19 protein-coding genes, 5 tRNA genes and 2 pseudogenes are annotated in these 24,723 nt (G+C 40.4%); 2 read left to right on the forward strand and 24 right to left on the reverse strand.

The window, feature by feature from the left end:
• Positions 1-1,921, reverse strand: a pseudogene (locus IAG46_RS16695) (gliding motility-associated C-terminal domain-containing protein); the annotation flags it as partial.
• 393 nt (positions 1,922-2,314) lie between these two features.
• On the opposite strand from IAG46_RS16695, the gene IAG46_RS16700 reads away from it, so the two are divergent.
• Both IAG46_RS16700 and IAG46_RS16705 read left to right on the forward strand, forming a co-directional pair.
• Positions 2,315-3,907: a peptide chain release factor 3 gene (locus tag IAG46_RS16700; RefSeq protein WP_190811537.1), complete on the forward strand. Its 1,593-nt coding sequence runs from the start codon at positions 2,315-2,317 to the stop codon at positions 3,905-3,907.
• A gap of 102 nt (positions 3,908-4,009) precedes the next feature.
• A complete protein-coding gene (locus tag IAG46_RS16705) occupies positions 4,010-4,447 on the forward strand; it encodes a hypothetical protein (RefSeq protein WP_190811538.1) in 438 nt (145 codons plus the stop codon).
• Positions 4,448-4,502: 55 nt separating this feature from the next.
• On the opposite strand, the gene IAG46_RS16710 is transcribed toward IAG46_RS16705, so the two are convergent.
• From IAG46_RS16710 to IAG46_RS16820, 23 genes and pseudogenes are all read right to left on the reverse strand, one after another.
• Positions 4,503-4,814, reverse strand: a complete 312-nt coding sequence (locus IAG46_RS16710) for a DUF3467 domain-containing protein (RefSeq protein ID WP_190811539.1) — start codon at positions 4,812-4,814, stop codon at positions 4,503-4,505.
• 57 nt (positions 4,815-4,871) lie between these two features.
• Positions 4,872-9,170, reverse strand: a complete 4,299-nt coding sequence (rpoC, locus tag IAG46_RS16715) for a DNA-directed RNA polymerase subunit beta' (protein ID WP_190811540.1) — start codon at positions 9,168-9,170, stop codon at positions 4,872-4,874.
• A gap of 43 nt (positions 9,171-9,213) precedes the next feature.
• On the reverse strand, positions 9,214-13,023 hold the full coding sequence (gene rpoB, locus IAG46_RS16720) for a DNA-directed RNA polymerase subunit beta (protein WP_190811541.1): 3,810 nt from the start codon (positions 13,021-13,023) through the stop codon (positions 9,214-9,216).
• Between the two features lie 128 nt (positions 13,024-13,151).
• Positions 13,152-13,532: a 50S ribosomal protein L7/L12 gene (gene rplL, locus IAG46_RS16725; RefSeq protein ID WP_190811542.1), complete on the reverse strand. Its 381-nt coding sequence runs from the start codon at positions 13,530-13,532 to the stop codon at positions 13,152-13,154.
• Positions 13,533-13,585: 53 nt separating this feature from the next.
• On the reverse strand, positions 13,586-14,101 hold the full coding sequence (gene rplJ / locus IAG46_RS16730) for a 50S ribosomal protein L10 (protein ID WP_190811543.1): 516 nt from the start codon (positions 14,099-14,101) through the stop codon (positions 13,586-13,588).
• A 22-nt stretch (positions 14,102-14,123) separates the two neighbouring features.
• Positions 14,124-14,816, reverse strand: a complete 693-nt coding sequence (gene rplA, locus IAG46_RS16735) for a 50S ribosomal protein L1 (protein ID WP_190811544.1) — start codon at positions 14,814-14,816, stop codon at positions 14,124-14,126.
• Positions 14,817-14,834: 18 nt separating this feature from the next.
• On the reverse strand, positions 14,835-15,272 hold the full coding sequence (gene rplK, locus IAG46_RS16740) for a 50S ribosomal protein L11 (RefSeq protein ID WP_055393631.1): 438 nt from the start codon (positions 15,270-15,272) through the stop codon (positions 14,835-14,837).
• 65 nt (positions 15,273-15,337) lie between these two features.
• The gene (gene nusG / locus IAG46_RS16745) at positions 15,338-15,889 is read right to left on the reverse strand and encodes a transcription termination/antitermination protein NusG (protein WP_190811545.1); all 552 of its coding nucleotides are present in this window, start codon (positions 15,887-15,889) and stop codon (positions 15,338-15,340) included.
• A 6-nt stretch (positions 15,890-15,895) separates the two neighbouring features.
• Entirely contained in the window at positions 15,896-16,084 is a 189-nt protein-coding gene (gene secE / locus IAG46_RS16750) for a preprotein translocase subunit SecE (RefSeq protein WP_190811546.1), read from the reverse strand.
• A 71-nt stretch (positions 16,085-16,155) separates the two neighbouring features.
• A tRNA-Trp gene (locus IAG46_RS16755) sits at positions 16,156-16,228 on the reverse strand.
• 69 nt (positions 16,229-16,297) lie between these two features.
• A complete protein-coding gene (gene tuf / locus IAG46_RS16760) occupies positions 16,298-17,485 on the reverse strand; it encodes an elongation factor Tu (RefSeq protein ID WP_190811547.1) in 1,188 nt (395 codons plus the stop codon).
• Between the two features lie 48 nt (positions 17,486-17,533).
• A tRNA-Thr gene (locus IAG46_RS16765) sits at positions 17,534-17,605 on the reverse strand.
• An 80-nt stretch (positions 17,606-17,685) separates the two neighbouring features.
• A tRNA-Gly gene (locus IAG46_RS16770) sits at positions 17,686-17,758 on the reverse strand.
• Between the two features lie 87 nt (positions 17,759-17,845).
• Positions 17,846-17,927, reverse strand: a tRNA-Tyr gene (locus IAG46_RS16775).
• A gap of 22 nt (positions 17,928-17,949) precedes the next feature.
• Positions 17,950-18,023 (reverse strand) — tRNA-Thr (locus IAG46_RS16780).
• Between the two features lie 101 nt (positions 18,024-18,124).
• Positions 18,125-18,427: a ribosome-associated translation inhibitor RaiA gene (raiA, locus tag IAG46_RS16785; RefSeq protein ID WP_190811548.1), complete on the reverse strand. Its 303-nt coding sequence runs from the start codon at positions 18,425-18,427 to the stop codon at positions 18,125-18,127.
• Between the two features lie 58 nt (positions 18,428-18,485).
• Positions 18,486-19,376 (reverse strand): tyrosine-type recombinase/integrase, encoded by an 891-nt coding sequence (locus IAG46_RS16790; RefSeq protein WP_190811549.1) that lies wholly within the window; start codon positions 19,374-19,376, stop codon positions 18,486-18,488.
• Between the two features lie 92 nt (positions 19,377-19,468).
• Positions 19,469-19,663 carry a 30S ribosomal protein S21 gene (rpsU, locus tag IAG46_RS16795; RefSeq protein WP_190811550.1) on the reverse strand — a complete coding sequence of 65 codons (195 nt, stop codon included), beginning with the start codon at positions 19,661-19,663 and terminating at the stop codon, positions 19,469-19,471.
• Positions 19,664-19,732: 69 nt separating this feature from the next.
• Entirely contained in the window at positions 19,733-20,872 is a 1,140-nt protein-coding gene (locus IAG46_RS16800; RefSeq protein WP_190811638.1) for an acyl-CoA dehydrogenase family protein, read from the reverse strand.
• Positions 20,873-20,906: 34 nt separating this feature from the next.
• A complete protein-coding gene (locus IAG46_RS16805; protein WP_190811551.1) occupies positions 20,907-21,770 on the reverse strand; it encodes a helix-hairpin-helix domain-containing protein in 864 nt (287 codons plus the stop codon).
• Between the two features lie 9 nt (positions 21,771-21,779).
• Positions 21,780-23,397, reverse strand: a pseudogene (locus IAG46_RS16810) (alanine/glycine:cation symporter family protein).
• A gap of 86 nt (positions 23,398-23,483) precedes the next feature.
• Entirely contained in the window at positions 23,484-24,491 is a 1,008-nt protein-coding gene (locus IAG46_RS16815; protein ID WP_190811552.1) for a TrkA family potassium uptake protein, read from the reverse strand.
• A gap of 2 nt (positions 24,492-24,493) precedes the next feature.
• The gene (locus IAG46_RS16820; RefSeq protein ID WP_163416073.1) at positions 24,494-24,721 is read right to left on the reverse strand and encodes a PspC domain-containing protein; all 228 of its coding nucleotides are present in this window, start codon (positions 24,719-24,721) and stop codon (positions 24,494-24,496) included.
• Between the last annotated feature and the right edge of the window lie 2 nt (positions 24,722-24,723).

Raw genomic sequence — 24,723 nt, forward strand, 5'->3', positions numbered from 1 at the left:
CGGTATCGGGAAGGTCCGTCGCCGGGTCGTCGATCTCGTCGTTAACGTCATAGCCGTCGTTGACATCACTGCCCTCGTAGCCATCGTCAAGACCGTCGTTGTCCGTATCGTTGCCCGTAAAGGCCTGATCAGGGATGCCATCAAAGTTGAAGTCATTACCCTCGTTGTTGTCGGCGACCATGTCGTTGTCACTGTCATCGTCAAGGTAGTCCGGCATGTCCGTACCATCGGTATTCTCCGGTGTCAGTCCGCCGATATAGGCAGAGTTCACACCTTGGTTGGCCTCATAGGTGGCCTCGTCGTCATCGTTCGGGGCGATATAGGTCGCAGTGGGCTGTGCCTCAATATTATCTGGAATTCCATCGTCGTCACTGTCTATGTCCAAATGGTTCGGCCGGCCGTCTCCATCACTGTCCAACGGGTCGGTCAAGGGGTCATCATCCCCATCTATATTGTGGTCCTCGACAGTGTCAAGGATCCCATCGTTGTCGTCATCAAGGTCGACGCTGTCCGGTACCCCGTCATCGTCGGTATCGTCTCCGGGGCCATCGGGGTCCAGGTAGTCGGGGGTGCCGTCATCGTCCGTGTCATCGTTGGTCGGGTCTCCGTCATCATCGATATCCTCATCAGGGGTGTCGATGCCGTCTCCGTCATCATCGAAGTCACGGTAGTTCACATCCTCAGTGCCATCGGTATCGGGAAGGTCCGTCGCCGGGTCGTCGATCTCGTCGTTAACGTCATAGCCGTCGTTGACATCACTGCCCTCGTAGCCATCGTCAAGACCGTCGTTGTCCGTATCGTTGCCCGTAAAGGCCTGGTCGGGTACGCCATCAAAGTTGAAGTCGTTGCCCTCGTTGTTGTCGGCGACCATGTCGTTGTCACTGTCATCGTCAAGGTAGTCCGGCATGTCCGTACCATCGGTATTTTCTGGGTCAATTCCTTCGTCTCCGGTGCCTTCATATGCGTTGTCCAATCCATCATAATCGTCATCAGCTCCAGTTGGAGGTACGTATCCGGCTGTTGTTTGTCCTTCTACATTATCTGGAATTCCATCATTATCGGAATCAATATCTCTAAAATTGGGTAACGGGTCAGTATCACTATTTATAGGAGTGATGCCTTCACCTGCGCCTGGGTAAGACTCATAATGGTCATCCAATCCATTCTTGTCCTTATCTATTCCACAAGGAGTCTGAATATAACCCGGGTCTTGGGCTTCAATGTTATCTAAAATACCATCGTTGTCCGAATCAATATCCTTAAAGTCTTTGATATAATCACCATCCGTATCGATAGGAGTCAAGCCCCCACAGCTACCGGGAGTTTCTTCGTATGCATCATCCAATCCGTTACCATCCATGTCTTTTCCCGAAGGGGGAATATATCCGGATGTGGTTTGTGCTTCAACATTGTCTAGAATTCCGTCATTATCTGAGTCTATGTCCTTATAATCTGGAACGTGGTCATAATCGGTATCCACGGGAATCAATCCTCCACAACTTCCAGGAGTTTCTTCATATGCATCATCCAACCCATTACCATCAACATCCTTACCTGAGGGCGGGATGTATCCATTTGTAGGTTGTGCTTCTATGTTATCGATTATTCCATCATCATCGGAATCTACATCCAAATAATCGGGAATGGTATCTCCATCTGTATCGGTAGGGTTGGTCCAATAGCAATCATCACCGTCCAAATTTTCATCCTCAACGGTGTCGATAATTCCGTCGTTGTCTGAATCTATATCCTTGTTATCGGGAACACCATCACCATCGGTGTCGGTATAATACAATTCATCTGCTTCCGAATTGATTGCACTAACCGGAGTTGCAATACATAGACAAAAGGCAATGAATACCGATGAAAAAAGACTATATGAAAGCTTTTTCTTAAGATTTAAGAAAGTAATTTTTTCCATAATGATAGTTTTGGTCAACTAATCACCATGGCATGAGCGTTCTCGAACATGTAAGAAAATGGGGCTCTTCTTAACTTTTAGTGGTTTTCTTTGGTACTACCGACCACCTTTTGTACGCATAATTAGTGCATTTAGGGTGCATCACCTATTTTAATCGACAAAAAGCGTATTCTTCGTTATTACTTGCCACTATTATTTATACGCACTGTATTACAAAAAGGATTATGGCCTAGTAAAAAACCAAAAATTCCACTGTGCGAAAATTACTCTACTTTTTTGTTTTTAGGGCAAGTTTTTTCCTGTTTTTTGTCATCATAATATCAACAATAGCATAGAATATTCATTATTCATTTAATAAGAGATAATTACGCTATTTTTGCCGAAATTTTGTAGATGGATTTTGACAAGGAAATAGCAAGGCGAAGAACTTTTGGTATTATATCCCACCCTGATGCGGGGAAAACCACGTTAACCGAAAAACTCCTTTTGTTCGGTGGTGCCATTCAGGAAGCTGGTGCTGTTAAAAACAACAAAATCAAGAAATCTGCCACCAGTGATTTCATGGAAATTGAACGACAACGGGGTATTTCTGTCGCGACCTCCGTTCTTGCATTTATCTACAATGACAAAAAAATCAACATTCTTGATACTCCAGGTCACAAAGATTTTGCCGAGGATACATTTAGGACACTTACGGCTGTTGATAGTGTAATTGTGGTCATAGATGTTGCCAAGGGTGTAGAGGAGCAGACTGAAAAATTGGTCGAGGTATGTCGAATGCGTAATATTCCGATGATTGTTTTTATCAACAAATTAGACCGTGAAGGAAAGGATGCTTTTGACTTATTGGATGAGGTTGAACAAAAATTAGGCCTCTCGGTTACCCCACTTAGTTTTCCCATTGGAATGGGTTATGATTTCAAGGGAATCTATAACATTTACGAAAAGAACATAAATCTGTTTAGTGGTAATAGCAAGCAGAATATTGAAGATACTATCGCTTTTGATGACATAGAGAATCCAGAATTGGAGAAAATTATTGGTGAGGCTTCTGCTGAGGAACTTCGTGATAATTTGGAGCTTGCCACCGGGGTCTATCCTGAATTTGATAAAGCGTCTTACTTAAATGGAACTCAACAACCTGTATTTTTTGGCTCGGCCCTGAATAATTTTGGTGTACGTGAGTTGTTGGATTGCTTTGTGGATATTGCTCCACCACCCCGAGCTAAAATGGCTGAAGAACGTATGGTTGAGGCGGATGAGAAGGATTTTTCGGGATTTGTTTTCAAAATCCATGCAAATATGGACCCCAAACATCGTGATCGCTTAGCCTTTATCAAAATAGTGTCAGGAACGTTTGAGCGTAACAAACCGTATCTGCATGTTAGACAAGATAAAAAACTTAAGTTTTCAAGCCCCAATGCGTTTTTTGCTGAGAAAAAAGAAATTGTTGATATTTCGTATCCAGGTGATATTGTTGGGTTGCATGATACTGGGAACTTCAAAATTGGAGATACTTTGACCAGTGGTGAAAAATTGCATTACAGAGGCATTCCAAGTTTTTCCCCAGAACATTTTAGGTATATCAACAATGCCGACCCCATGAAAGCCAAACAGCTTTATAAGGGTATTGACCAACTTATGGATGAAGGTGTTGCTCAGCTGTTCACATTGGAACTTAACGGCAGAAAAGTTATTGGAACTGTAGGAGCTCTGCAGTACGAGGTTATTCAATATCGATTGGAACACGAATATGGTGCCAAGTGTACTTATGAAAATTTTCCGGTCCACAAAGCTTGTTGGGTAGATGCAGAGGACCCAAATGGGGAAGAATTCAAGGAGTTTAAAAGGGTGAAACAAAAGTTTTTGGCCATAGATAAGCGAGGTCAAATGGTGTTTTTGGCAGATTCGGCATTCTCGCTTCAAATGACGCAGCAGAAATATCCATCTGTAAAGCTGCGCTTTACTTCGGAGGTCACGGCGTAACACTAATCTTGATTATTTAGCCGGTATCTAAATCATTGAAAACAAGGTACATTTCTACTTTTTTTGTACTTTATCCCTTATAATCACTAAATAACCATTATTATGACTGCAGATTCTACCAATAAACCACCTGTATGGTTCTGGGTGGTAAGTGTTATTGCTCTTTTATGGAATATTATGGGTGTAATGGCCTATTTGGGCCAAGCATACATTAGTATTGAAGATTTAGAGCAAATGACCCAAGCTCAACGAGAACTTTTTGAAGCTCAACCCGCATGGGTTACCGCGGCATTTGCTATTGCTGTTTTTGGCGGAACGTTGGGTTGTATTGCTCTTTTACTACGAAAAAAATGGGCTAAACCTGTATTTTTAATATCCTTAATAGGGGTTCTTGCGCAATTTGTCTATGGCCTTTTTCTAAGTAATACTATAGAGGTATACGGTAATCAGGCCATTTTTATGCCGATTTTGGTTATCGTGGTTGCAGTATTGTTGCTTCTTATTGCGAAAAAGGGTATCGAAAAAGGATGGTTGTCCTAACTACACAATCTCATTAACAAAAAAAGCCTGACTAAATAGTCAGGCTTTTTTTGTTTTATGCTTCTCCCGTAGGTCCAAAATTCATAGGAATGGGAGGTTGCTCATAGTCCTTAATAGTCCCGTGTGCTTTTTCAAACCTTGAGACATTATCGCTCAAAGCCTTTAAAAATTTCTTGGCATGCTGCGGGGTTAAAACAATCCTGCTCTTCACTTTTGCCTTTGGAGCACCGGGCATCATGCTAATAAAATCCACAACAAATTCGGATACTGAGTGATTTATGATCGCCAAATTGGAATAAATCCCCTCAGCTGTTTTTTCGTCCAGTTCTATATTAATCTGCTTCTGATTTTTATCGTTCTCGGCCATTATCAATTTCGATTTAAATAAAAAAAGAAAACCCTGACAGTTGCCAGGGTTTGTATATTAAAATTTGAATTCCTCTTTTCGGGCCATAATCTCATCGTATTCTTCTTTTGATCCTACAATGATACTATCGTAATCCCTCATACCGGTACCAGCAGGAATCTTATGTCCTACAATAACGTTCTCCTTCAATCCTTCCAAAGTATCTACTTTACCACTTACAGCAGCTTCGTTCAATACTTTAGTGGTTTCCTGGAACGATGCTGCAGAGATGAACGATTTTGTCTGAAGCGAAGCTCGGGTAATACCTTGCAAGATTGGAGTTGCCGTTGCAGCAACTGCATCTCTTGCCGTAACCAAAGTTTTGTCTTCTCTACGCAAAATTGAATTTTCATCCCTAAGCGCTCTAGCAGAAATAATCTGACCAGCTTTAAGGTTTTCGGAATCTCCAGCTTCTTCAACCACTTTTTGTCCGAAAATCTCATCATTCTCACGGATGAAGTCATCTTTGTGCACCAATTGATTCTCCAAGAAAGTAGTGTCACCAGAATCTTCAATACGTACTTTGCGCATCATCTGACGTACAACAACCTCAAAGTGCTTATCGTTAATCTTCACACCTTGCAGTCGATATACTTCTTGAACTTCGTTTACCAAATATTGCTGTACTGCAGATGGTCCTTTAATGGCCAAGATATCTTCTGGCGTAATTGATCCATCAGACAATGGCATACCGGCACGAACGTAATCGTTCTCCTGTACCAAAATCTGGTTGGACAATTTCACCAAGTATTTCTTGATCTCTTCTGTTTTGGACTCGATGATTATCTCACGGTTACCACGCTTGATTTTTCCGAAGGAAACTACACCGTCAATTTCAGAAACAACAGCTGGATTGGATGGGTTACGTGCTTCAAAAAGCTCGGTTACCCTTGGAAGACCTCCTGTAATATCCCCTGCTTTAGCAGATTTACGTGGAATCTTCACCAAAATCTTACCTTCTTTAATCTTATCACCATCGTCCACCATAATGTGTGAACCAACAGGTAAGTTGTAAGAACGCAAGGTTTCTCCTTTACCATCCTTGATCAATAGGGTTGGGATAAGTTTCTTGTTTCTAGATTCAGAAATTACCTTTTCTTGGAAACCAGTCTGTTCGTCAATCTCCACTTGATAAGTAACCCCTTGCTCAATATTCTCATAGGCAATTTGCCCAGTGAACTCAGAAACGATAACTCCGTTATATGGATCCCACTGACAAATTACAGTGCCGGGTTTGATCTTGGCTCCATTTTTCACAAACAACTGTGAACCGTAAGGGATGTTATTTGTACTTAGCGTTATACCAGTATTGGCGTCTACGACCTTGATTTCGGAGGTTCTGGAGATTACAATATTGGCCTTTTCGCCTTCACTGTTTTCGCCAACCACTGTTCTAAGGTCTTCGATTTCCGCAACACCTTCAAATTTGGCTTCAAGTTTGTTATCCTCAGAAATGTTACCTGCAATACCACCCACGTGGAAGGTACGCAAGGTCAACTGGGTTCCTGGTTCACCAATGGATTGTGCCGCAACAACACCAACAGCTTCACCTCGTTGAACCATTTTATTGGTCGCCAAGTTTCTACCGTAACATTTTGCACAAATTCCTTTTGGTGCTTCACACGTTAATGCTGAACGCACTTCAATGCTTTCGATTGGAGCCGCCTCAATTCTTTTCACATCCGCTTCAGAGATTTGCTGACCTGCAGTCAACAACAACTCCTCATTTAATGGATTGTATACATCGTGTAATGAAACTCTACCAAGAATTCTTTCTCCAAGAGTTTCAACTACCTCTTCATTCTTCTTCAATGGCTTCACTTCAATACCTCTCAAGGTACCACAGTCATCAATATTGATGATCACATCTTGCGAAACATCTACCAAACGTCTTGTTAAGTATCCAGCATCCGCAGTTTTCAAAGCGGTATCCGCTAGACCTTTACGAGCACCGTGAGTCGAAATAAAGTATTCCAAAATCGATAATCCTTCCTTAAAGTTGGAAAGAATCGGGTTTTCAATAATTTCACCACCACCTGCAGTCGATTTTTTAGGCTTGGCCATCAAACCACGCATACCGGTCAACTGACGAATCTGCTCTTTGGAACCCCTTGCACCAGAATCCAACATCATATATACCGAGTTGAACCCTTGTTTGTCTTCACGAATTCGCTTCATAGCCAACTCTGTCAACATTGCATTAGTGGAGGTCCAAACATCAATAACCTGATTGTATCTTTCGTTATTGGTGATAAGTCCCATGTTATAGTTCATCATAATACCATCAACCTGCTCATTGGCGTCATTGATCATATCATGCTTCTCTGGTGGAATAATAATATCACCTAGACTGAAGGACAGACCTCCTTTAAAGGCGTTATCATAACCCATGGTTTTGATTTTATCCAAGAACTCTGCGGTTGCAGGAACATCGGTAACAGCAAGTATATCCCCAATAATGTTTCTTAAGGATTTTTTATTCAAAACGGTATTGATGTATCCAGCTTGTTCTGGTACAACACTGTTGAACAATACACGACCAACTGTAGTCTTGATAATTTGGTTTACAAGCTCTCCTTCTTCATTAAAATCCTTAGCTCTAACCTTGATACCAGCATTCAATTCAACTTTTCCTTCGTTGAATGCAATCTCTACCTCTTCTGCAGAATAGAAAGTCAATCCTTCACCTAATACAGGCTCTTCTTTGGTAGATTTTTTCTCCTTGGTCATATAGTATAGACCCAAAACCATATCCTGCGAAGGAACGGTAATTGGAGAACCATTTGCAGGGTTCAAGATATTTTGTGAAGCCAACATTAACAATTGTGCTTCCAAAATAGCTTCAGGTCCCAATGGTAAGTGAACAGCCATCTGGTCGCCATCAAAATCCGCATTAAATGCCGTACATGCCAATGGGTGCAAACGGATTGCTTTACCTTCAATCAGTTTTGGCTGGAAAGCCTGAATACCCAATCTGTGCAATGTTGGGGCCCGGTTCAATAATACCGGATGTCCTTTAAGGACATTCTCCAGGATATCCCAAACTACAGGTTCCTTTTTATCTATAATCTTCTTGGCCGACTTTACTGTTTTTACAATACCTCTTTCAATCAATTTTCTGATTACGAAAGGTTTGTACAGCTCAGCAGCCATATCTTTTGGTAGACCACATTCGTACAACTTCATTTCAGGTCCAACCACAATTACCGAACGAGCAGAGTAATCCACACGTTTACCTAATAGGTTTTGACGGAAACGACCTTGTTTACCTTTCAAGGAATCTGAAAGGGATTTAAGTGGTCTGTTTGATTCAGTTTTTACGGCAGAAGCTTTTCGCGTATTATCGAAAAGTGAATCTACTGCTTCTTGAAGCATACGTTTCTCGTTTCTCAAGATTACCTCAGGAGCTTTGATTTCCATCAATCGCTTTAAACGATTGTTTCGGATAATTACCCTACGGTATAGATCATTCAAATCTGAAGTTGCAAAACGACCACCATCTAATGGAACCAATGGACGCAATTCTGGTGGAATAACGGGAACAACCTTCATGATCATCCACTCTGGGTTGTTTTCCCGGTTATTCTGAGATTCACGCAAGGCTTCAACAACTTGAAGTCTTTTTAAGGCTTCGGTCTTACGTTGCTTAGAAGTTTCAGTGTTTGCTTTGTGTCTTAGACTATAGGAAAGTTCTTCCAAGTCGATTCTTGACAACAAGTCAATCAAACACTCAGCACCCATCTTAGCGATGAACTTGTTAGGATCGGAATCTTCCAAATATTGGTTTTCTTGTGGAAGTGTTTCAAGGATGTTCAAATACTCCTCTTCCGTCAAGAAGTCCATTTTGTTGATTTCTTCTCCTTCAGGGCCTTTGGCTTCACCCGCTTGTATGACCACATATCTTTCATAATAGATGATCATATCCAATTTCTTGGAAGGTAATCCCAATAGGTATCCTATTTTATTTGGAAGTGAACGGAAATACCAGATGTGCGCAACTGGAACCACAAGATTAATGTGTCCAACACGGTCTCTACGTACTTTTTTCTCAGTTACTTCCACACCACAACGATCACAAACAATTCCGCGGTAACGGATACGCTTGTATTTTCCACAGGCACATTCGTAATCCTTTACAGGGCCGAATATACGCTCACAGAACAACCCATCGCGCTCAGGCTTATGGGTTCTGTAGTTAATGGTCTCAGGTTTTAAAACCTCTCCTCTTGACTCTGCCAAAATAGACTCTGGCGAAGCCAATCCAATAGAAATTTTGTCAAACCTTTTTGGTGCGTTATTATCTTTTATTCTAGCCATAATACTATGGAGATGATATGATTAAAAATGCTTAAATTTTGTTCTATTCTTCCAATCTGATATCCAAACCTAATCCCTTAAGTTCGTGCATCAATACGTTGAAAGATTCTGGCAATCCAGGTTCTGGCATAGTCTCACCTTTTACAATGGACTCATAGGTCTTGGCCCTTCCGATAACGTCATCGGATTTAACAGTCAAGATTTCACGTAGGGTAGCTGAAGCTCCATAAGCTTCCAATGCCCAAACTTCCATCTCACCAAAACGCTGACCACCAAACTGGGCTTTACCACCCAATGGTTGTTGCGTGATCAACGAATAAGGTCCAATAGATCTGGCGTGCATCTTGTCATCTACCATGTGTCCTAATTTCAACATGTAGATCACACCAACTGTTGCTGCTTGATCAAAACGTTTACCAGTACCACCGTCATACAGATGCGTGTGTCCAAATCTTGGCACTCCAGCTTCATCTGTATATTCGTTGATTTGATCCAATGTGGCCCCATCGAAAATTGGAGTTCCGTATTTTTTGCCCAGCTTTAAACCTGCCCAACCAAGAACAGTTTCGTAAATCTGACCAATGTTCATACGTGATGGTACCCCCAGCGGATTCAATACGATATCCACAGGTGTTCCATCTTCCAAGAATGGCATATCTTCTTGACGAACAATTCGTGCAACGATACCTTTGTTACCGTGACGACCTGCCATTTTATCGCCAACTTTCAACTTACGTTTTTTAGCGATGTAAACCTTGGCCAATTTCATGATACCTGCAGGAAGTTCATCTCCAACAGAGATGGTAAACTTGTCTCTTCTTAGGTTTCCTTGAATGTCGTTCAACTTGATTTTGTAGTTGTGCAACAAATCGGCAACCAAAGCATTGGTAGTATCGTCAGTTGTCCAGCTTCCACCAATCAAGTGAGCGAAATCATCAACGGAGTTCAACATTTTGATGGTGTATTTCTTTCCTTTTGGAAGTACTTCTTCACCCAAATCGTTCATTACACCTTGTGATGTTTTCCCGTTGATCAATCCAAAGAGTTTCTCAATGAGAACATCCTTCAATTGCTGGAACTTCACTTCATAATCCATCTCCAATCTGGTGATGGCTTCTTTGTCCTCAGAGCGCTTACGCTTGTCCTTTATAGAACGAGAGAACAATTTTTTATCGATAACGACACCTCTTAAGGAAGGTGAAGCTTTAAGTGAAGCATCTTTTACATCCCCAGCTTTATCACCAAAGATGGCACGAAGTAATTTTTCTTCTGGTGTTGGGTCAGATTCCCCTTTTGGAGTAATCTTACCAATTAAAATATCACCAGGCTTTACTTCGGCTCCGATACGAATCATACCGTATTCGTCCAAATCCTTAGTAGCTTCTTCAGAAACGTTAGGGATGTCATTCGTCAACTCCTCAGCACCTAATTTTGTATCCCTTACTTCCAAGGCATACTCATCAATGTGTATGGATGTGAAGATATCTTCGCGAACTACTTTTTCAGAAATCACGATCGCATCTTCAAAGTTGTACCCTTTCCATGGCATAAATGCCACTTTCATGTTTCTACCTAATGCCAATTCACCTTTCTGGGTTGCATAACCTTCACAAAGTACTTGACCTCTTTTTACCTTATCGCCTTTTTGGACAATAGGTTTTAGGTTGATACTGGTACCTTGGTTGGTCTTTCTAAACTTGACCAACTCGTAGGTTTTAGAATCTTCTTCGAAGCTCACCAAACGTTCTTCTTCTGATCTAGAATACTTGATAGTGATTTTTTGAGCATCAACATATTCAACAACACCATCTCCTTCAGCATTGATCAATACCCTAGAATCTGTAGCTACTTGTCTTTCCAAACCAGTACCCACAATTGGAGATTCTGGTCTAAGTAATGGAACGGCCTGACGCATCATGTTTGATCCCATCAAAGCACGGTTCGCATCATCATGCTCCAAGAAAGGAATCAATGAAGCGGAAATGGAAGCAATCTGGTTAGGGGCAACATCGGTGTAGTTTACCTCAGATGGGTCAACAACCGGGAAATCGCCTTCTTCACGAGCAATTACTTTGTCTTCCTCGATTTTCCCTTTGGCATCCATTGGAATGTTGGCCTGGGAAATCTTCATTCCTTCTTCTTCCTCAGCACTTAAATATGTGTATTCTTTAGTATTAACAACACCATTTTCCACTTTGCGGTAAGGTGTTTCCAAGAAGCCCATTGGGTTAACCTTGGCAAATACTGAAAGTGAAGAAATCAAACCAATGTTTGGTCCTTCAGGCGTTTCAATAGGACAAAGTCTTCCGTAGTGCGTATAGTGAACGTCACGAACCTCGAAACCTGCTCTTTCACGTGAAAGACCTCCAGGTCCAAGTGCGGACAATCTTCTCTTGTGTGTAATCTCTGCCAATGGATTGGTTTGATCCATAAATTGAGATAGCTGGTTTGTTCCAAAGAACGAGTTGATCACAGAAGACAAGGTCTTTGCGTTGATCAAATCAATTGGCGTAAACACCTCATTATCACGAACGTTCATACGCTCACGAATGGTACGTGCCATACGGGCCAAACCAACACCAAACTGAGAGGACAACTGCTCACCTACGGTTCTTACACGACGGTTAGACAAGTGATCGATATCATCAATCTCCGCTTTGGAGTTGATCAACTCAATTAGGTACTTGATAATGGTAATGATATCTTCCTTGGTCAAGACCTGCTTGTCCATTCCAATATCCAACTGCAACTTCTTGTTCATTCTGTAACGACCAACTTCACCTAGGTTGTAACGTTGATCGGAGAAGAACAATTTGTCGATAATACCACGCGCCGTTTCTTCATCTGGCGGCTCGGCATTACGCAATTGTCTATAAATATGTTCTACCGCTTCTTTTTCAGAGTTGGTAGGGTCTTTTTGCAATGTATTGTGAATAATTGCGTAATCAGACTGTGCGTTGTTCTCTTTGTGAAGTAGAATCGTCTTCACATCGGCATCGATGATTTCATCCACGTGCTCTTTTTCAAGAACGGTATCACGATCGAGGATGATCTCATTACGCTCGATGGAAACCACTTCACCAGTATCTTCATCCACAAAATCTTCATGCCAAGTGTTCAACACCCTGGCAGCCAATTTGCGACCCAATACTTTTTTAAGACCGGCTTTTGAAACCTTTACTTCTTCTGAAAGGTCAAAGATTTCCAAAATATCTTTATCCCTTTCAAATCCGATGGCACGGAAAAGTGTGGTTACCGGTAATTTTTTCTTTCTATCAATATAAGCGTACATAACGCCATTGATATCGGTTGCAAATTCAATCCAAGATCCTTTGAAAGGAATTACCCTGGCTGAATACAGTTTGGTTCCGTTTGCATGGAAAGACTGCCCGAAGAAAACCCCTGGCGATCTGTGCAATTGGGAAACTACAACTCTTTCTGCACCGTTGATCACGAAAGTTCCACTTGGAGTCATGTACGGAATGGTACCTAAGTACACATCTTGTACAATGGTCTCAAAATCTTCGTGTTCTGGATCAGTACAATATAATTTTAAGCGTGCCTTTAACGGGACGCTATATGTAAGCCCACGCTCTATACATTCTTGAATGGAATATCTTGGTGGATCTATAAAATAGTCTAGAAACTCAAGTACAAACTGATTTCTTGTGTCTGTAATGGGAAAATTTTCCATGAAGGTATTGTAGAGACCTTCATTTCCTCTTTCGTCAGATTTGGTTTCAAGTTGAAAAAAGTCTTGAAACGATTTAATCTGAATGTCCAAGAAATCCGGGTATTCCGGTATGTTCTTAGCGGATGCGAAATTTACTCTTTCAGTAGTGTTTGTGAACATCAATGGACAAGTTTTGATCGTGAAATATTACATTGGGCTGTGTATGACTTTATACACTCCTCTTAAATAGGCTAAGGCCTAACCATTATTATGGAAAGACCTTAACCAAATTTGTATGGTAAAAGCTATTATTTAAGCTCAACTTCCGCTCCTGCTTCTTCCAATGATTTTTTGATACCTTCTGCCTCATCTTTGGCAACACCTTCTTTAACAGCTTTTGGAGCGCTGTCAACGATGTCTTTAGCATCTTTCAATCCAAGACCAGTCAATTCTTTAACTAGTTTTACTACTGCCAATTTAGAACCACCGGCAGCTGTAAGGATTACATCAAATTCTGATTTTTCCTCAGCGGCTTCAGCTTCACCACCACCAGCAGCACCGCCAGCAACAGCTACTGCAGCAGCAGCAGGTTCAATACCGTATTCTTCTTTTAATATGTCGGCCAACTCATTTACCTCTTTTACTGTAAGGTTTACCAACTGTTCTGCAAAATCTTTTAAATCTGCCATTTTTCTATCGTTTAATCAAATTTTTAAAATATACTTAGTTTATTGTGCGCGAATTATTTTTCAGATAATGTTTTTAGGATACCGGCCAATTTACCGCCACCAGATTTAAGTCCAGAAATAACATTCTTGGCTGGTGATTGTAACAATCCGATAATATCTCCAATAACCTCTTCTTTAGACTTGATGTTAACAAGTGAGTCAAGGTTTTCATCACCTAAATAAACAGCTTCTTCTATAAAAGCTCCTTTAAGTAACGGTTTATCTGATTTTTTTCTAAAGTTTTTGATAAGTTTCGCAGGTGCATTTCCCGTTTCAGAAAACATCAAAGATGTATTTCCTTTTAAAACATCAGGAAGTTCACCAAACTCCTTATCAGAAGCTTCCATTGCTTTTGCAAGCAAGGTGTTCTTAACAACTGCAAGTTTTATATTGGCCTTGAAACAAGCTCTTCTAAGATTAGAAGTTGTTGTAGCATCCAATCCTGATATATCCGCCAAATAAATATTGGCGTTATCAGCCAACTGTGCAGTCAAATCTTCTATTACGATTGCTTTTTCTTCTCTTGTCATAATTAAAATATTGAACTACCAGTTACGAAACTGCTTTTGGATCTAGTTGAACACTAGGACTCATGGTACTTGACAAATAGATGCTCTTCATATAAACACCTTTTGCCGCAGCTGGCTTCATTCTAACCAAAGTATCTAACAACTCTTTGGCGTTTCCTGCAATTTTATCTGCAGAGAAAGAAGCTTTTCCTATTGCTGCGTGTACAATTCCAGTTTTGTCCACTTTAAAATCGATCTTACCGGCCTTAACTTCAGATACTGCTTTTGCAACATCCATGGTTACTGTACCGGTTTTTGGATTGGGCATTAAACCTCTAGGACCCAAAACTCTACCGAGTGGTCCAAGTTTTCCCATAACGCTTGGCATGGTGATAATCACATCAACATCTGTCCAACCGCCTTTTATTTTTTCCAAATATTCATCCAACCCAACAAAGTCAGCGCCTGCTTCTTTAGCTTCTGCCTCTTTGTCCGGTGTCACCAATGCTAAAACTTTTACGTCTTTACCTGTTCCATGCGGAAGGGTAACAACGCCACGCACCATTTGATTTGCTTTTCTTGGATCTACACCCAAACGAATTGCAAGGTCAATGGAAGCGTCAAATTTTACATTAGTTATTTCTTTTACCAAAGCTGATGCTTCTTCCAAAGAATACAATTTATTCTTGTCTATTTTGGAGTAAGCGTCTTTTTGCTTTTTAGTCAATCTTGCCATTATAATTGCTTTAAGATTTTAAAAAGGTCTTTTACCAGATACTTTAAGTCCCATAGATCTAGCAGTACCAGCAACCATACTCATTGCAGATTCTACCGTAAAAGCATTCAAATCGACCATTTTGTCTTCAGCGATTTGCTTTACTTGATCCCAGGACACATTTCCTGATTTAACCCTGTTAGGTTCGCCAGATCCTTTTTTAATCTTAGCCGCTTCCAACAATTGAACTGCCGCCGGTGGTGTCTTTACAACAAACTCGAAAGATTTGTCTTTGTAAACGGTGATAACAACAGGTAATACTTTACCTGGTTTGTCCTGCGTACGTGCATTAAACTGCTTACAGAACTCCATGATGTTAACACCAGCAGCACCTAAGGCGGGTCCAACCGGTGGCGACGGATTCGCAGCACCTCCCCTAACTTGTAATTTAACTACCTTATCTACTTCTTTTGCCATTGTTTTTAATTAAATTGAAAGTGTGTTAATTGGAAGCAACACAACTTTATATGTAACAGCTCTTATTATACTTTTTCTACTTGCATATAACTGAGTTCCAATGGTGTTTTTCTTCCGAAAATCTTAACCATCACCTCTAGCTTACGCTTTTCTTCATTGATTTTCTCAACGGTTCCATTGAATCCGTTGAAAGGACCATCAATAACTTTTATGGTCTCACCCAATACAAATGGAATGGCAATGTTATCCGTATTTACGGCCAGCTCATCCACTTTTCCTAACATTCGGTTCACCTCAGATTTCCTTAATGGAACTGGATCACCACCTTTGACCTCTCCTAAGAAACCAATCACATTGGTAATGGAACGGATAATATGCACCATTTCTCCACCCAAATTGGCTTTGATCATTATATATCCAGGAAAGTAAACTCTTTCTTTGTTGATTTTCTTTCCGTTACGGATCTGCACTACTTTTTCGGTAGGAACAAGAACTTCTTCTAGGTAATCGCCAAAGCCATTACGCTCTACTTCACTTTCAATGTAGCCTTTGATTTTATTCTCCTGGCCACTGACCGCTCTTACTACATACCATTTTTTCTCCAGAACCTCAGACATATCCAACTACCCTATTATGTTATCAAAATACAATCGAATCAACTTACTGAAAAGAGAATCCACTCCCCATGTTGCCAAGGCAAACAAAATTGAAAAAACAGCAACAACAACCATAAGGTTTGATGCTCTTTCCCTGTTTAACCAGGTAACATTGCTCTTTAATTCTTCAAATGATTCTTTTATGTATGTGAACATAGTATTATCATATTTTCTTGCACGGGAGGAGAAACTTCTCTTCTCACAATGCTTACTGTTCTTTTTTCCTGCACGGGAGGAGAGACTCGAACTCCCGACACCTGGTTTTGGAGACCAGTGCTCTACCAACTGAGCTACACCCGTTTATATTTACACTGAAAGGTATTCCGCAAAAACGGAACACCCTTTAGTGCAATACTTTATTGTAAATGATTAATCTAAAATCTCGGTAACCTGACCAGCACCTACTGTTCTACCACCTTCACGGATAGCGAAACGTAGACCTAAACTCAATGCGATTGGTTGAATCAAATCTACATTGATAGTCAAGTTATCACCAGGCATAACCATTTCAACTCCATCAGGAAGACCAATGTTTCCTGTTACGTCAGTTGTTCTTACGTAGAACTGTGGACGGTAGTTGTTGTGGAATGGCGTGTGACGACCACCTTCTTCTTTTTTAAGGATATATACCTCAGCTTTGAATTTAGCGTGTGGCTTAACGGAACCTGGCTTACAGATTACCATACCTCTTTTGATATCGGTTTTTTCTATACCTCTCAAAAGGATACCAACGTTATCACCAGCTTCACCTCTATCCAAAATCTTACGGAACATCTCAACACCAGTAACTGTAGAAGTCAATTTCTCAGCACCCATACCAATGATATCAACAGCATCACCTGTATTGGCAACGCCAGTTTCGATACGTCCTGTAGCAACTGTACCACGACCAGTAATTGTGAATACGTCTTCAACAGGCATCAAGAAATCTTTATCAACATCTCTTTTTGGAAGTTCGATCCACTCATCAACAGCGGCCATCAATTCCATTACGGTATCAACCCACTTTTGTTCACCGTTAAGTGCACCAAGGGCAGAACCAGAGATAACAGGTCCGTTGTCACCATCGTACTCATAGAAAGAAAGCAATTCTCTTACTTCCATTTCAACAAGTTCCAAAAGTTCCTCGTCATCAACCATGTCAACTTTGTTCAAGAAAACAACGATTCTTGGAATACCAACCTGACGTCCAAGTAGGATGTGCTCACGAGTTTGTGGCATAGGCCCATCAGTTGCAGCAACAACCAATATAGCACCGTCCATTTGAGCAGCACCTGTAACCATGTTCTTTACGTAATCCGCGTGACCTGGACAGTCAACGTGAGCGTAGTGACGGTTTTCTGTTTGATACTCTACGTGAGAAGTGTTGATGGTAATACCTCTTTCTTTTTCTTCAGGGGCATTATCAATAGAATCAAAGCTTCTAAGCTCTGACAATCCCGCATTAGCCAATACGGTAGTAATAGCAGCGGTCAACGTAGTTTTTCCGTGATCCACGTGGCCAATAGTACCAATATTTAAGTGCGGTTTGGAACGATCAAAAGTTTCCTTTGCCATTTTTAAATAATTTTAATCTTAGTTTATATTAGTGTACAAATCGTTTTGAGCCAATGACGAGATTTGAACTCGTGACCTCTTCCTTACCAAGGAAACGCTCTACCCCTGAGCTACACCGGCGTAAAGTGCTGAATCAACTACTTTAAAATAGTCTTCCATAATATTGGAAGAGATTCTTGCTTTCGCAAGGATGACTTAAGAGCGGGAGACCGGGTTCGAACCGGCGACATTCAGCTTGGAAGGCTGACGCTCTACCAACTGAGCTACTCCCGCATTTTTTTTATTTGGGCAAAAACCCAAAAACACTTCAATATTTCAAAAAAACTTCTCAAAACAAACTTTCTCTCAAAAGCTTGTTTGTGGGGAGAGCAGGATTCGAACCTGCGAAGACGTAGTCAGCAGATTTACAGTCTGCCCTCGTTGGCCGCTTGAGTATCTCCCCGCCTTATTTTCAATATGTTACGAGCCGATGGAGGGACTCGAACCCACGACCTGCTGATTACAAATCAGCTGCTCTAGCCAGCTGAGCTACATCGGCATTTTATGGCCTTTTTTCCATAAAAAAAGCCCGCTATTTCTAACGGACTGCAAATGTATATATTTATTTTTTTAATCAAAATAAATTTACAAAAATTTTACTCAGGCATTTGCCCTCGATTTTTCTTTCTTTTTTACCAATTGTCTTTCCAAAGAACTACAAGCTGAGTCAATCGCTTCTTCAAAAGTTTTACATTGTTTTTTTACAATAAACTTATCACGGGGAACAAGCACTTTGATTTCAACCATCTTATTTTCTTTTGCACTTGTATTATCGACCTTCAAATATACATCCGAACTTATGACCTTGTCATAGAACACCTCCAATTTATCCATTCGCTTTTGGATAAAATCCATTAGCTTACCATCAGCTACAAAATTTACCGATTGTGCATTTACCTTCATAAGATTTAGTTTTTTGGGCTACCTTTTGGCAGACGAGTTATACAATTTAAGGAACTGGCTATTCCTTACTTCTTGGATGGGTCTTTGCATGAACCTTTTTCAGTTCAGCGATGCTATTGTGTGTATACACTTGGGTAGATGCCAAACTAGAATGACCCAATAGCTCTTTCACAGCGTTCAAATCAGCTCCCCTATTAAGCAGATGTGTTGCAAAGGTATGTCTCAGTATATGGGGGCTCTTTTTAACCTTAGGGGACACCAAACTAAAATACTTATTTATAGTTCGATATACAAGTGTTTCATAAATTTTAAGTCCTCCTTTTGTTAAAAACAGATAAGACGAACCCATGGTCTTTTCCAGCTCGCTTCGCTTGTTCAAGTATTGCCCAAGCACTTCAATTGTAGATGGTAGAAGGGGTAGTATTCGCTCTTTATTTCGTTTGCCCAGTACTTTTAAGGTTCTATTGGCTTCATTATAATCCGTTAGTTCGAGGTTGATCAATTCGGCCCTTCGCATTCCTGTGGCATATAATAATTCAATAATAAGTCTGTCCCGAACACCTTCAAAATCATTTTCAAACGGGATTTCTGAAAGTATTGTTTCCATTTCTTGTTCGGAAAATGGCACTTCAACCTTATGATCGGTCTTAAGAGCTTTATGCTTTGCCAAAGGAGAAATAGTAATTTGCTCAATTTTTTGCAAAAACCTAAAATAGGCCCTGAGGGAAGAAATTTTTCTGTTGATGGTCCTATTGGATATGTCTTGCTCAACCAATGAAACGATCCAACTTCTTATAAGGGAATACTCCACATGATCAATGGAGTTAAGTTCAAAAACCTCTATAACATAAGTTGAAAACGCCTTTAAATCCTTTTTATAGGCCTTTATGGTATGCTCCGAGTAGTTTTTTTCGAGTTTTAAATAGGATATGAAAGCTTCTAGGGACATATACCCAAAGTTACCCAAATAAGCCTAGGTAATCCAATAAAAAAATCCCGCTCCAAATGGAACGGGATTTTTATATTTTTTGCTACAAAAACTTAAATCTCTTCTTGATCTCTAAGTCCTTGGATATATTCAGCTTTTTGAACTTCTGCTCTACGTTTTACTGAAGGCTTCGTAAACTGCTGCCTTTTTCTCAACTGACGCATAGTTCCCGTCTTGTCAAACTTTCGCTTGAAACGCTTTAAAGCTCTATCGATGTTTTCTCCTTCTTTTACTGGTATAATTAACATGGGCTACAACCTCCTCTCTTTTAAATTTTGGTGTGCAAATATACAAGTATTAATTAGTAATGGACAAAATTACTTTAGAATATTTCTTGAAATGACCACTTTTTGAATTTCGGTAGTTCCTTCGCCTATAGTACACAGTTTGGCATCTCTATAAAATTTTTCGACCGGAAAGTCTTTGGTGTATCCATATCCACCGTGAATCTGTACAGCTTCGTTGGCAACTTTTACACAAACTTCGGAAGCATACATTTTGGCCATTGCACCATGCTTGGTCATTTTTCGCCCAGCATCTTTCAAAAAAGCAGCTTTATGCAAGAGCAATTCCGATGCCTCTATTTCTGTGGCCATATCAGCAAGCTTAAAAGATATTCCTTGAAACTCGCTTATCGGTTTGCCAAATTGTACGCGCTCTTTGGAATATTTTAGGGCAGCTTCATAAGCTCCCTTCGCAACACCTAAAGACAGCGCTCCAATTGAAATACGACCGCCATCCAACACCTTCATGGATTGGATGAACCCATCTCCTACTTCACCTAATCGGTTTTCATCTGGAATTCGGCAGTCAGAAAATATCAATTCTGCTGTTTCACTGGCCCGCATGCCTAATTTATCTTCTTTTTTACCACTTGAAAATCCAGGGGTTCCTTTTTCAATAGCAAATGCGGTCATCCCATGGCTATCTCCTTTTTCTCCCGTTCTGACAATCACAACGGCAATATCCCCACTCTTTCCGTGGGTGATAAAATTTTTGGCTCCATTTAATATCCAAGAATTTCCATCTTTAACCGCTGTGGTGTTCATTCCGCCCGCATCAGAGCCTGTATTATGTTCGGTAAGTCCCCAAGCACCTAACCATTCAGCCGTGGCCAATTTTGGTATCCATCTTTGTCTCTGCTCCTCATTTCCAAAGGATAAGATATGATTGGTGCACAACGAATTATGCGCAGCTACTGAAAGGCCAATGGCCGGGTCAACTTTTGAAATCTCTTCCAAAATGGCCACATACTCGTGATATCCAAGCCCTGAACCGCCGAGTTCTTCAGGAACCAAAACACCCATAAATCCCATTTCACCAGCTTTCTTAAACACTTGTATGGGAAAGGTTTGCGATTCGTCCCACTCCAAAACGTGTGGTGCAATGTATTGTTGCGCAAACTCTTTTGCCGACTCAGCGACCATCTTTTGGGTCTCTGAGTAATCAAAGTTCATTGTGGACAAAGTATCCGTAACCATTAGTTCAATTTTATAGGGTCAAATATAGCTTAATTCTGTCAATCCTTTCCTTTGGAAATGAGTCGACATTCAACAGTTTATCCAAAGAATCGAACGCCCCATTCTGCTCTCGATAAGAGACTATCCTTTCTGCTAGATTTCGGTTTATATATACCAAACGCGACATTTCTTTAACTGTTGCTTTGTTGATATTGATTTTTTGGATTGAAGGCGAGTCAATAACCTTAAATTGAAGTAACGCACGTTGAACAACTTCTGGCTCTAGGCCATAGACATCGAACAATTGCTCATCGACTAAAAATCCGCCTAGCCTATCCCTAAACTTTATGATTCGTTCGGACAGCTTTTCCCCTATGCCATTGATGACTCTTAAATCTTTGGCTGTGGCCACATTAAGGTCTGTTAACCTTATAGCTTTCTTCAATCCAATTTTGGAATACGTTTTGGTTGCTTTTTTCTTTTGAACCCATTCCGGAAATTTAAATGATGGTGATATAACCTTCAATAGAGAGTCGGATATTTGCGTCACTTGTTGAAATTCTTCTACGGAGTTAACAAACTTTCCTGTTTTACGAAAAGTAAATAGTCTGTCAAGTTCTTCCATGGTCATTCCCAGATTGTAGCCCTTATAATCTGAAATGTAATTTGGGTTGAAAGAAAAAGTCTTGGTGGCATCTTTTTTTAATGCCAAAAGTCGAAGACTGTCCAGTTGTGATTGCACCAAGGCATCAACAACAACTTTTGACTCCTCATTAAATGGTTTTGCTTTGATGTAAAAATATACACCCTGGAGTATTGCTATAAGGAGCAACAAAAAGAAAATCCCACTTCGTTCGTGCTTGTTGAACTTGAAGTGGGATTTGAAATTATTCAATGTTTAGAGTTATTTGCTCTTTACAAAATTCTTTATATCTGTAAGATACTTATCCATCTCTTCCCTTACTCTTGGGAACAAGAATAACAATCCTATCATATTCGGGAATACCAATGCCAAAATCATGGCATCTGAGAATTTAATCACCGCATCCAAAGTGGCACCAGCTCCAATGATTACAAATAATAAGAACATCACTTTGTAAACAATATCAGCTGTTCTTCCTCTTCCAAAAAGGTACTTCCATGACTGTAACCCGTAATAAGACCAAGAAATCATGGTTGAAAAGGCAAAAAGAATTATCGCAATGGTCAAAACATATCTAAATCCAGGTATCACGGAATCATAAGCCATCGACGTTAAATCAACACCGCCAACATATGTTCCTGATTCGTTAAGCAATACCGTGCTGCCAACCGCATTTCCATAATCAAAAGCACCAACATCCATATTGAAGAAAATAATAACCAACGCTGTCATGGTGCAGATGACCACCGTATCAATAAAAGGTTCCAAAAGTGCAACAACACCTTCACTAGCCGGATATTTTGTTTTAACCGCGGAGTGAGCAATGGCTGCAGAACCCGCACCTGCTTCATTGGAAAAAGCTGCTCGTTGGAACCCAACAATAATCACTCCAACAATTCCTCCAAGACCTGCTGCTGGTGTAAAAGCTCCACCTATAATCATTCCAAAAGCATCGCCTAATATATTCAATATTGGCAAATATGATGACCAAAGAGGCTAAAACATAAACTCCTGCCATGAACGGAACTATTTTCTCCGTTACACTGGCAATCTTCTTGATACCACCAATAATTACAATTCCGACCAAAATTGCCAAAACCACTCCAATGATAACACCCGTGGCTCCACCTTCAAGATTAAACATTGTTGTAAGTTGCACGGCTGCTTGATTGGATTGGAAAGCATTACCACCTCCAAAAGAAGCGCCAACACATAAAATAGCAAAAATGACGGCCAGTACCTTTCCAAGACCTTTCAATCCTCTTTCCTTCAATCCTTTTGAAAGGTAATACATGGGTCCTCCATAGACCGTTCCGTCTTCCCCTACATCTCTATACTTAACTCCTAATGTACATTCCACAAATTTGGTGGACATGCCTATTAATCCACAGATAATCATCCAAAATGTTGCACCTGGACCGCCTAAGGCAATCGCCACCGCAACACCAGCAATGTTACCAAGTCCGACCGTACCAGAAACAGCGGTTGCCAGCGCTTGAAAATGGCTTACTTCACCTTCCTTGCTTTCATCTTTAATTGTGCGGGGTAAATCTCCATCAACAACATTCAATTCCGTTTTTTCCACACTATGATGATCTAATTCATCATACTTACCTCTAACCGTGTTAATGGCCAAACCAAATTTCGTGATATTGGGAAATTTGAATCTTATCGTAAAAAATGTTGCTCCAATTATTAAAAGAATTAAAACTACAGGTAGATTATATCCACCCACTGAAATTGGAGTCAAGACAAATCCTTCCCACCACGATGCAAAGGGCATAAAGGCATCATTGACTCTTTCGTCCAAGCCTTTTTCTTGGGCACTAGATACTAATGGAAATAAAAGTGTAATTAACGCAAGAAGTCGATACTTCATAATGTATTATTTGGTTATGTTAATTTGATGTATAGCGGGCAATATCCTAAAAAAATTCAACGGAATCAAATTTAAAAGTTATAAAACTAACCTATTTGAAACATTTGATTCAGTTTTCTTATCTGCTCTGGTCTACCTAAAACAATTACTTTTCCTTTGGGTTCCAATACCAAATCGGCCTCTGGATTTATGATGTAATTTCCATTAGGTTCTATGTAACCAATTATTGTGCATCCAGTTTTTCTTCGTAGGTCCAAATCGCGTAGTGAGTTGCATTCAATCTGATCTGTAAAATCCTCTATTTCCACCTCTTCAAGGTTAGTGGTATGTTCGCCTTCTACGGATAACTTATTAATAAAGGTTACCAAATCGGGCATTACAACCAGCGACGCCATATAATCACCTCCAATTTTATCTGGCATTATGACTTTGTCAGCTCCAGCCAATTGAAGTTTGGACTGCGAAGTAACTTGGGAGGCCCTGGTAATTATAAACAGTTTTTTGTTCAGTTGACGTGCAGATAGTACAATGAACAAATTTGCTGCATCATCAGGAACGGCTGTAATTAGGTATTGCGCTCGTCCAATGCCAGCGGCTAACAAGGTTTCGTCTTCATTAGCATCTCCTTCTACAAACAATACGTCATTTTCATAACGTTCTATGATCTCTTTATCTCTTTCAACAACGACAAAAGGCCTTTTGTACGCCTTCAATTTTTCCGCAGCCTGCATTCCATTTCGTCCATATCCGCAGACCACCACATGGTTGGATAAACTGTCAATTTTTTTCTTCACTTTCTTCTTTTTTAAAATCTGGAGTGAATTGCGTCCCAACAAATATTCGGTTATGACCGATATGGCAAAACCAAAAATAAAAACGCTGGTAACAATTAAAAATACGGTAAAAATCTTTGCATTGGCATCTAACGGTCTAACCTCGGAGAAACCGACAGTGGTTACCGTGATGATGGTCATATAAATGGCCTCTACCCATGTGAAATCTGAAAGCAATTTGTAACCAACCACCCCAAAGAGCAATACCAGCAGCATTAAACAAAAGGCCCATACTATTTTTGAACGCAATAATCTTATCATAATCAGAGGTCAAAAACTGAGGTTCTTTTGGTGTACACCAGATCTTTGATTCGTAGCCAAAATGCGATAAAAAGATAAAGGGCGAAGCCAAAACCCAGGGTGGCAAAGGTTAAATAAATAAATGTGGTTCTCACCACACGTGCCCTTATGCCCAATCGTTCGGCGATACGCCTACAGACCTCAAAACCTCTTTTCTGAAAATAGTAGAGGGTATTGTAAAACAAACTCATGA

The organism is Flagellimonas sp. S3867, from assembly GCF_014698935.1.
Taxonomy (GTDB): Bacteria; Bacteroidota; Bacteroidia; order Flavobacteriales; family Flavobacteriaceae; genus Flagellimonas.

Coding starts and splice junctions, on each gene's coding strand:
- IAG46_RS16700 (WP_190811537.1), top strand. CDS start 2,315: ATGGATTTTGACAAGGAAATAGCAAGGCGAAGAACTTTTGGTATTATA.
- IAG46_RS16705 (WP_190811538.1), top strand. CDS start 4,010: ATGACTGCAGATTCTACCAATAAACCACCTGTATGGTTCTGGGTGGTA.
- IAG46_RS16710 (WP_190811539.1), bottom strand. CDS start 4,814: ATGGCCGAGAACGATAAAAATCAGAAGCAGATTAATATAGAACTGGAC.
- rpoC (WP_190811540.1), bottom strand. CDS start 9,170: ATGGCTAGAATAAAAGATAATAACGCACCAAAAAGGTTTGACAAAATT.
- rpoB (WP_190811541.1), bottom strand. CDS start 13,023: ATGTTCACAAACACTACTGAAAGAGTAAATTTCGCATCCGCTAAGAAC.
- rplL (WP_190811542.1), bottom strand. CDS start 13,532: ATGGCAGATTTAAAAGATTTTGCAGAACAGTTGGTAAACCTTACAGTA.
- rplJ (WP_190811543.1), bottom strand. CDS start 14,101: ATGACAAGAGAAGAAAAAGCAATCGTAATAGAAGATTTGACTGCACAG.
- rplA (WP_190811544.1), bottom strand. CDS start 14,816: ATGGCAAGATTGACTAAAAAGCAAAAAGACGCTTACTCCAAAATAGAC.
- rplK (WP_055393631.1), bottom strand. CDS start 15,272: ATGGCAAAAGAAGTAGATAAGGTAGTTAAATTACAAGTTAGGGGAGGT.
- nusG (WP_190811545.1), bottom strand. CDS start 15,889: ATGTCTGAGGTTCTGGAGAAAAAATGGTATGTAGTAAGAGCGGTCAGT.
- secE (WP_190811546.1), bottom strand. CDS start 16,084: ATGTTCACATACATAAAAGAATCATTTGAAGAATTAAAGAGCAATGTT.
- tuf (WP_190811547.1), bottom strand. CDS start 17,485: ATGGCAAAGGAAACTTTTGATCGTTCCAAACCGCACTTAAATATTGGT.
- raiA (WP_190811548.1), bottom strand. CDS start 18,427: ATGAAGGTAAATGCACAATCGGTAAATTTTGTAGCTGATGGTAAGCTA.
- IAG46_RS16790 (WP_190811549.1), bottom strand. CDS start 19,376: ATGTCCCTAGAAGCTTTCATATCCTATTTAAAACTCGAAAAAAACTAC.
- rpsU (WP_190811550.1), bottom strand. CDS start 19,663: ATGTTAATTATACCAGTAAAAGAAGGAGAAAACATCGATAGAGCTTTA.
- IAG46_RS16800 (WP_190811638.1), bottom strand. CDS start 20,872: ATGAACTTTGATTACTCAGAGACCCAAAAGATGGTCGCTGAGTCGGCA.
- IAG46_RS16815 (WP_190811552.1), bottom strand. CDS start 24,491: ATGATAAGATTATTGCGTTCAAAAATAGTATGGGCCTTTTGTTTAATG.
- IAG46_RS16820 (WP_163416073.1), bottom strand. CDS start 24,721: ATGAGTTTGTTTTACAATACCCTCTACTATTTTCAGAAAAGAGGTTTT.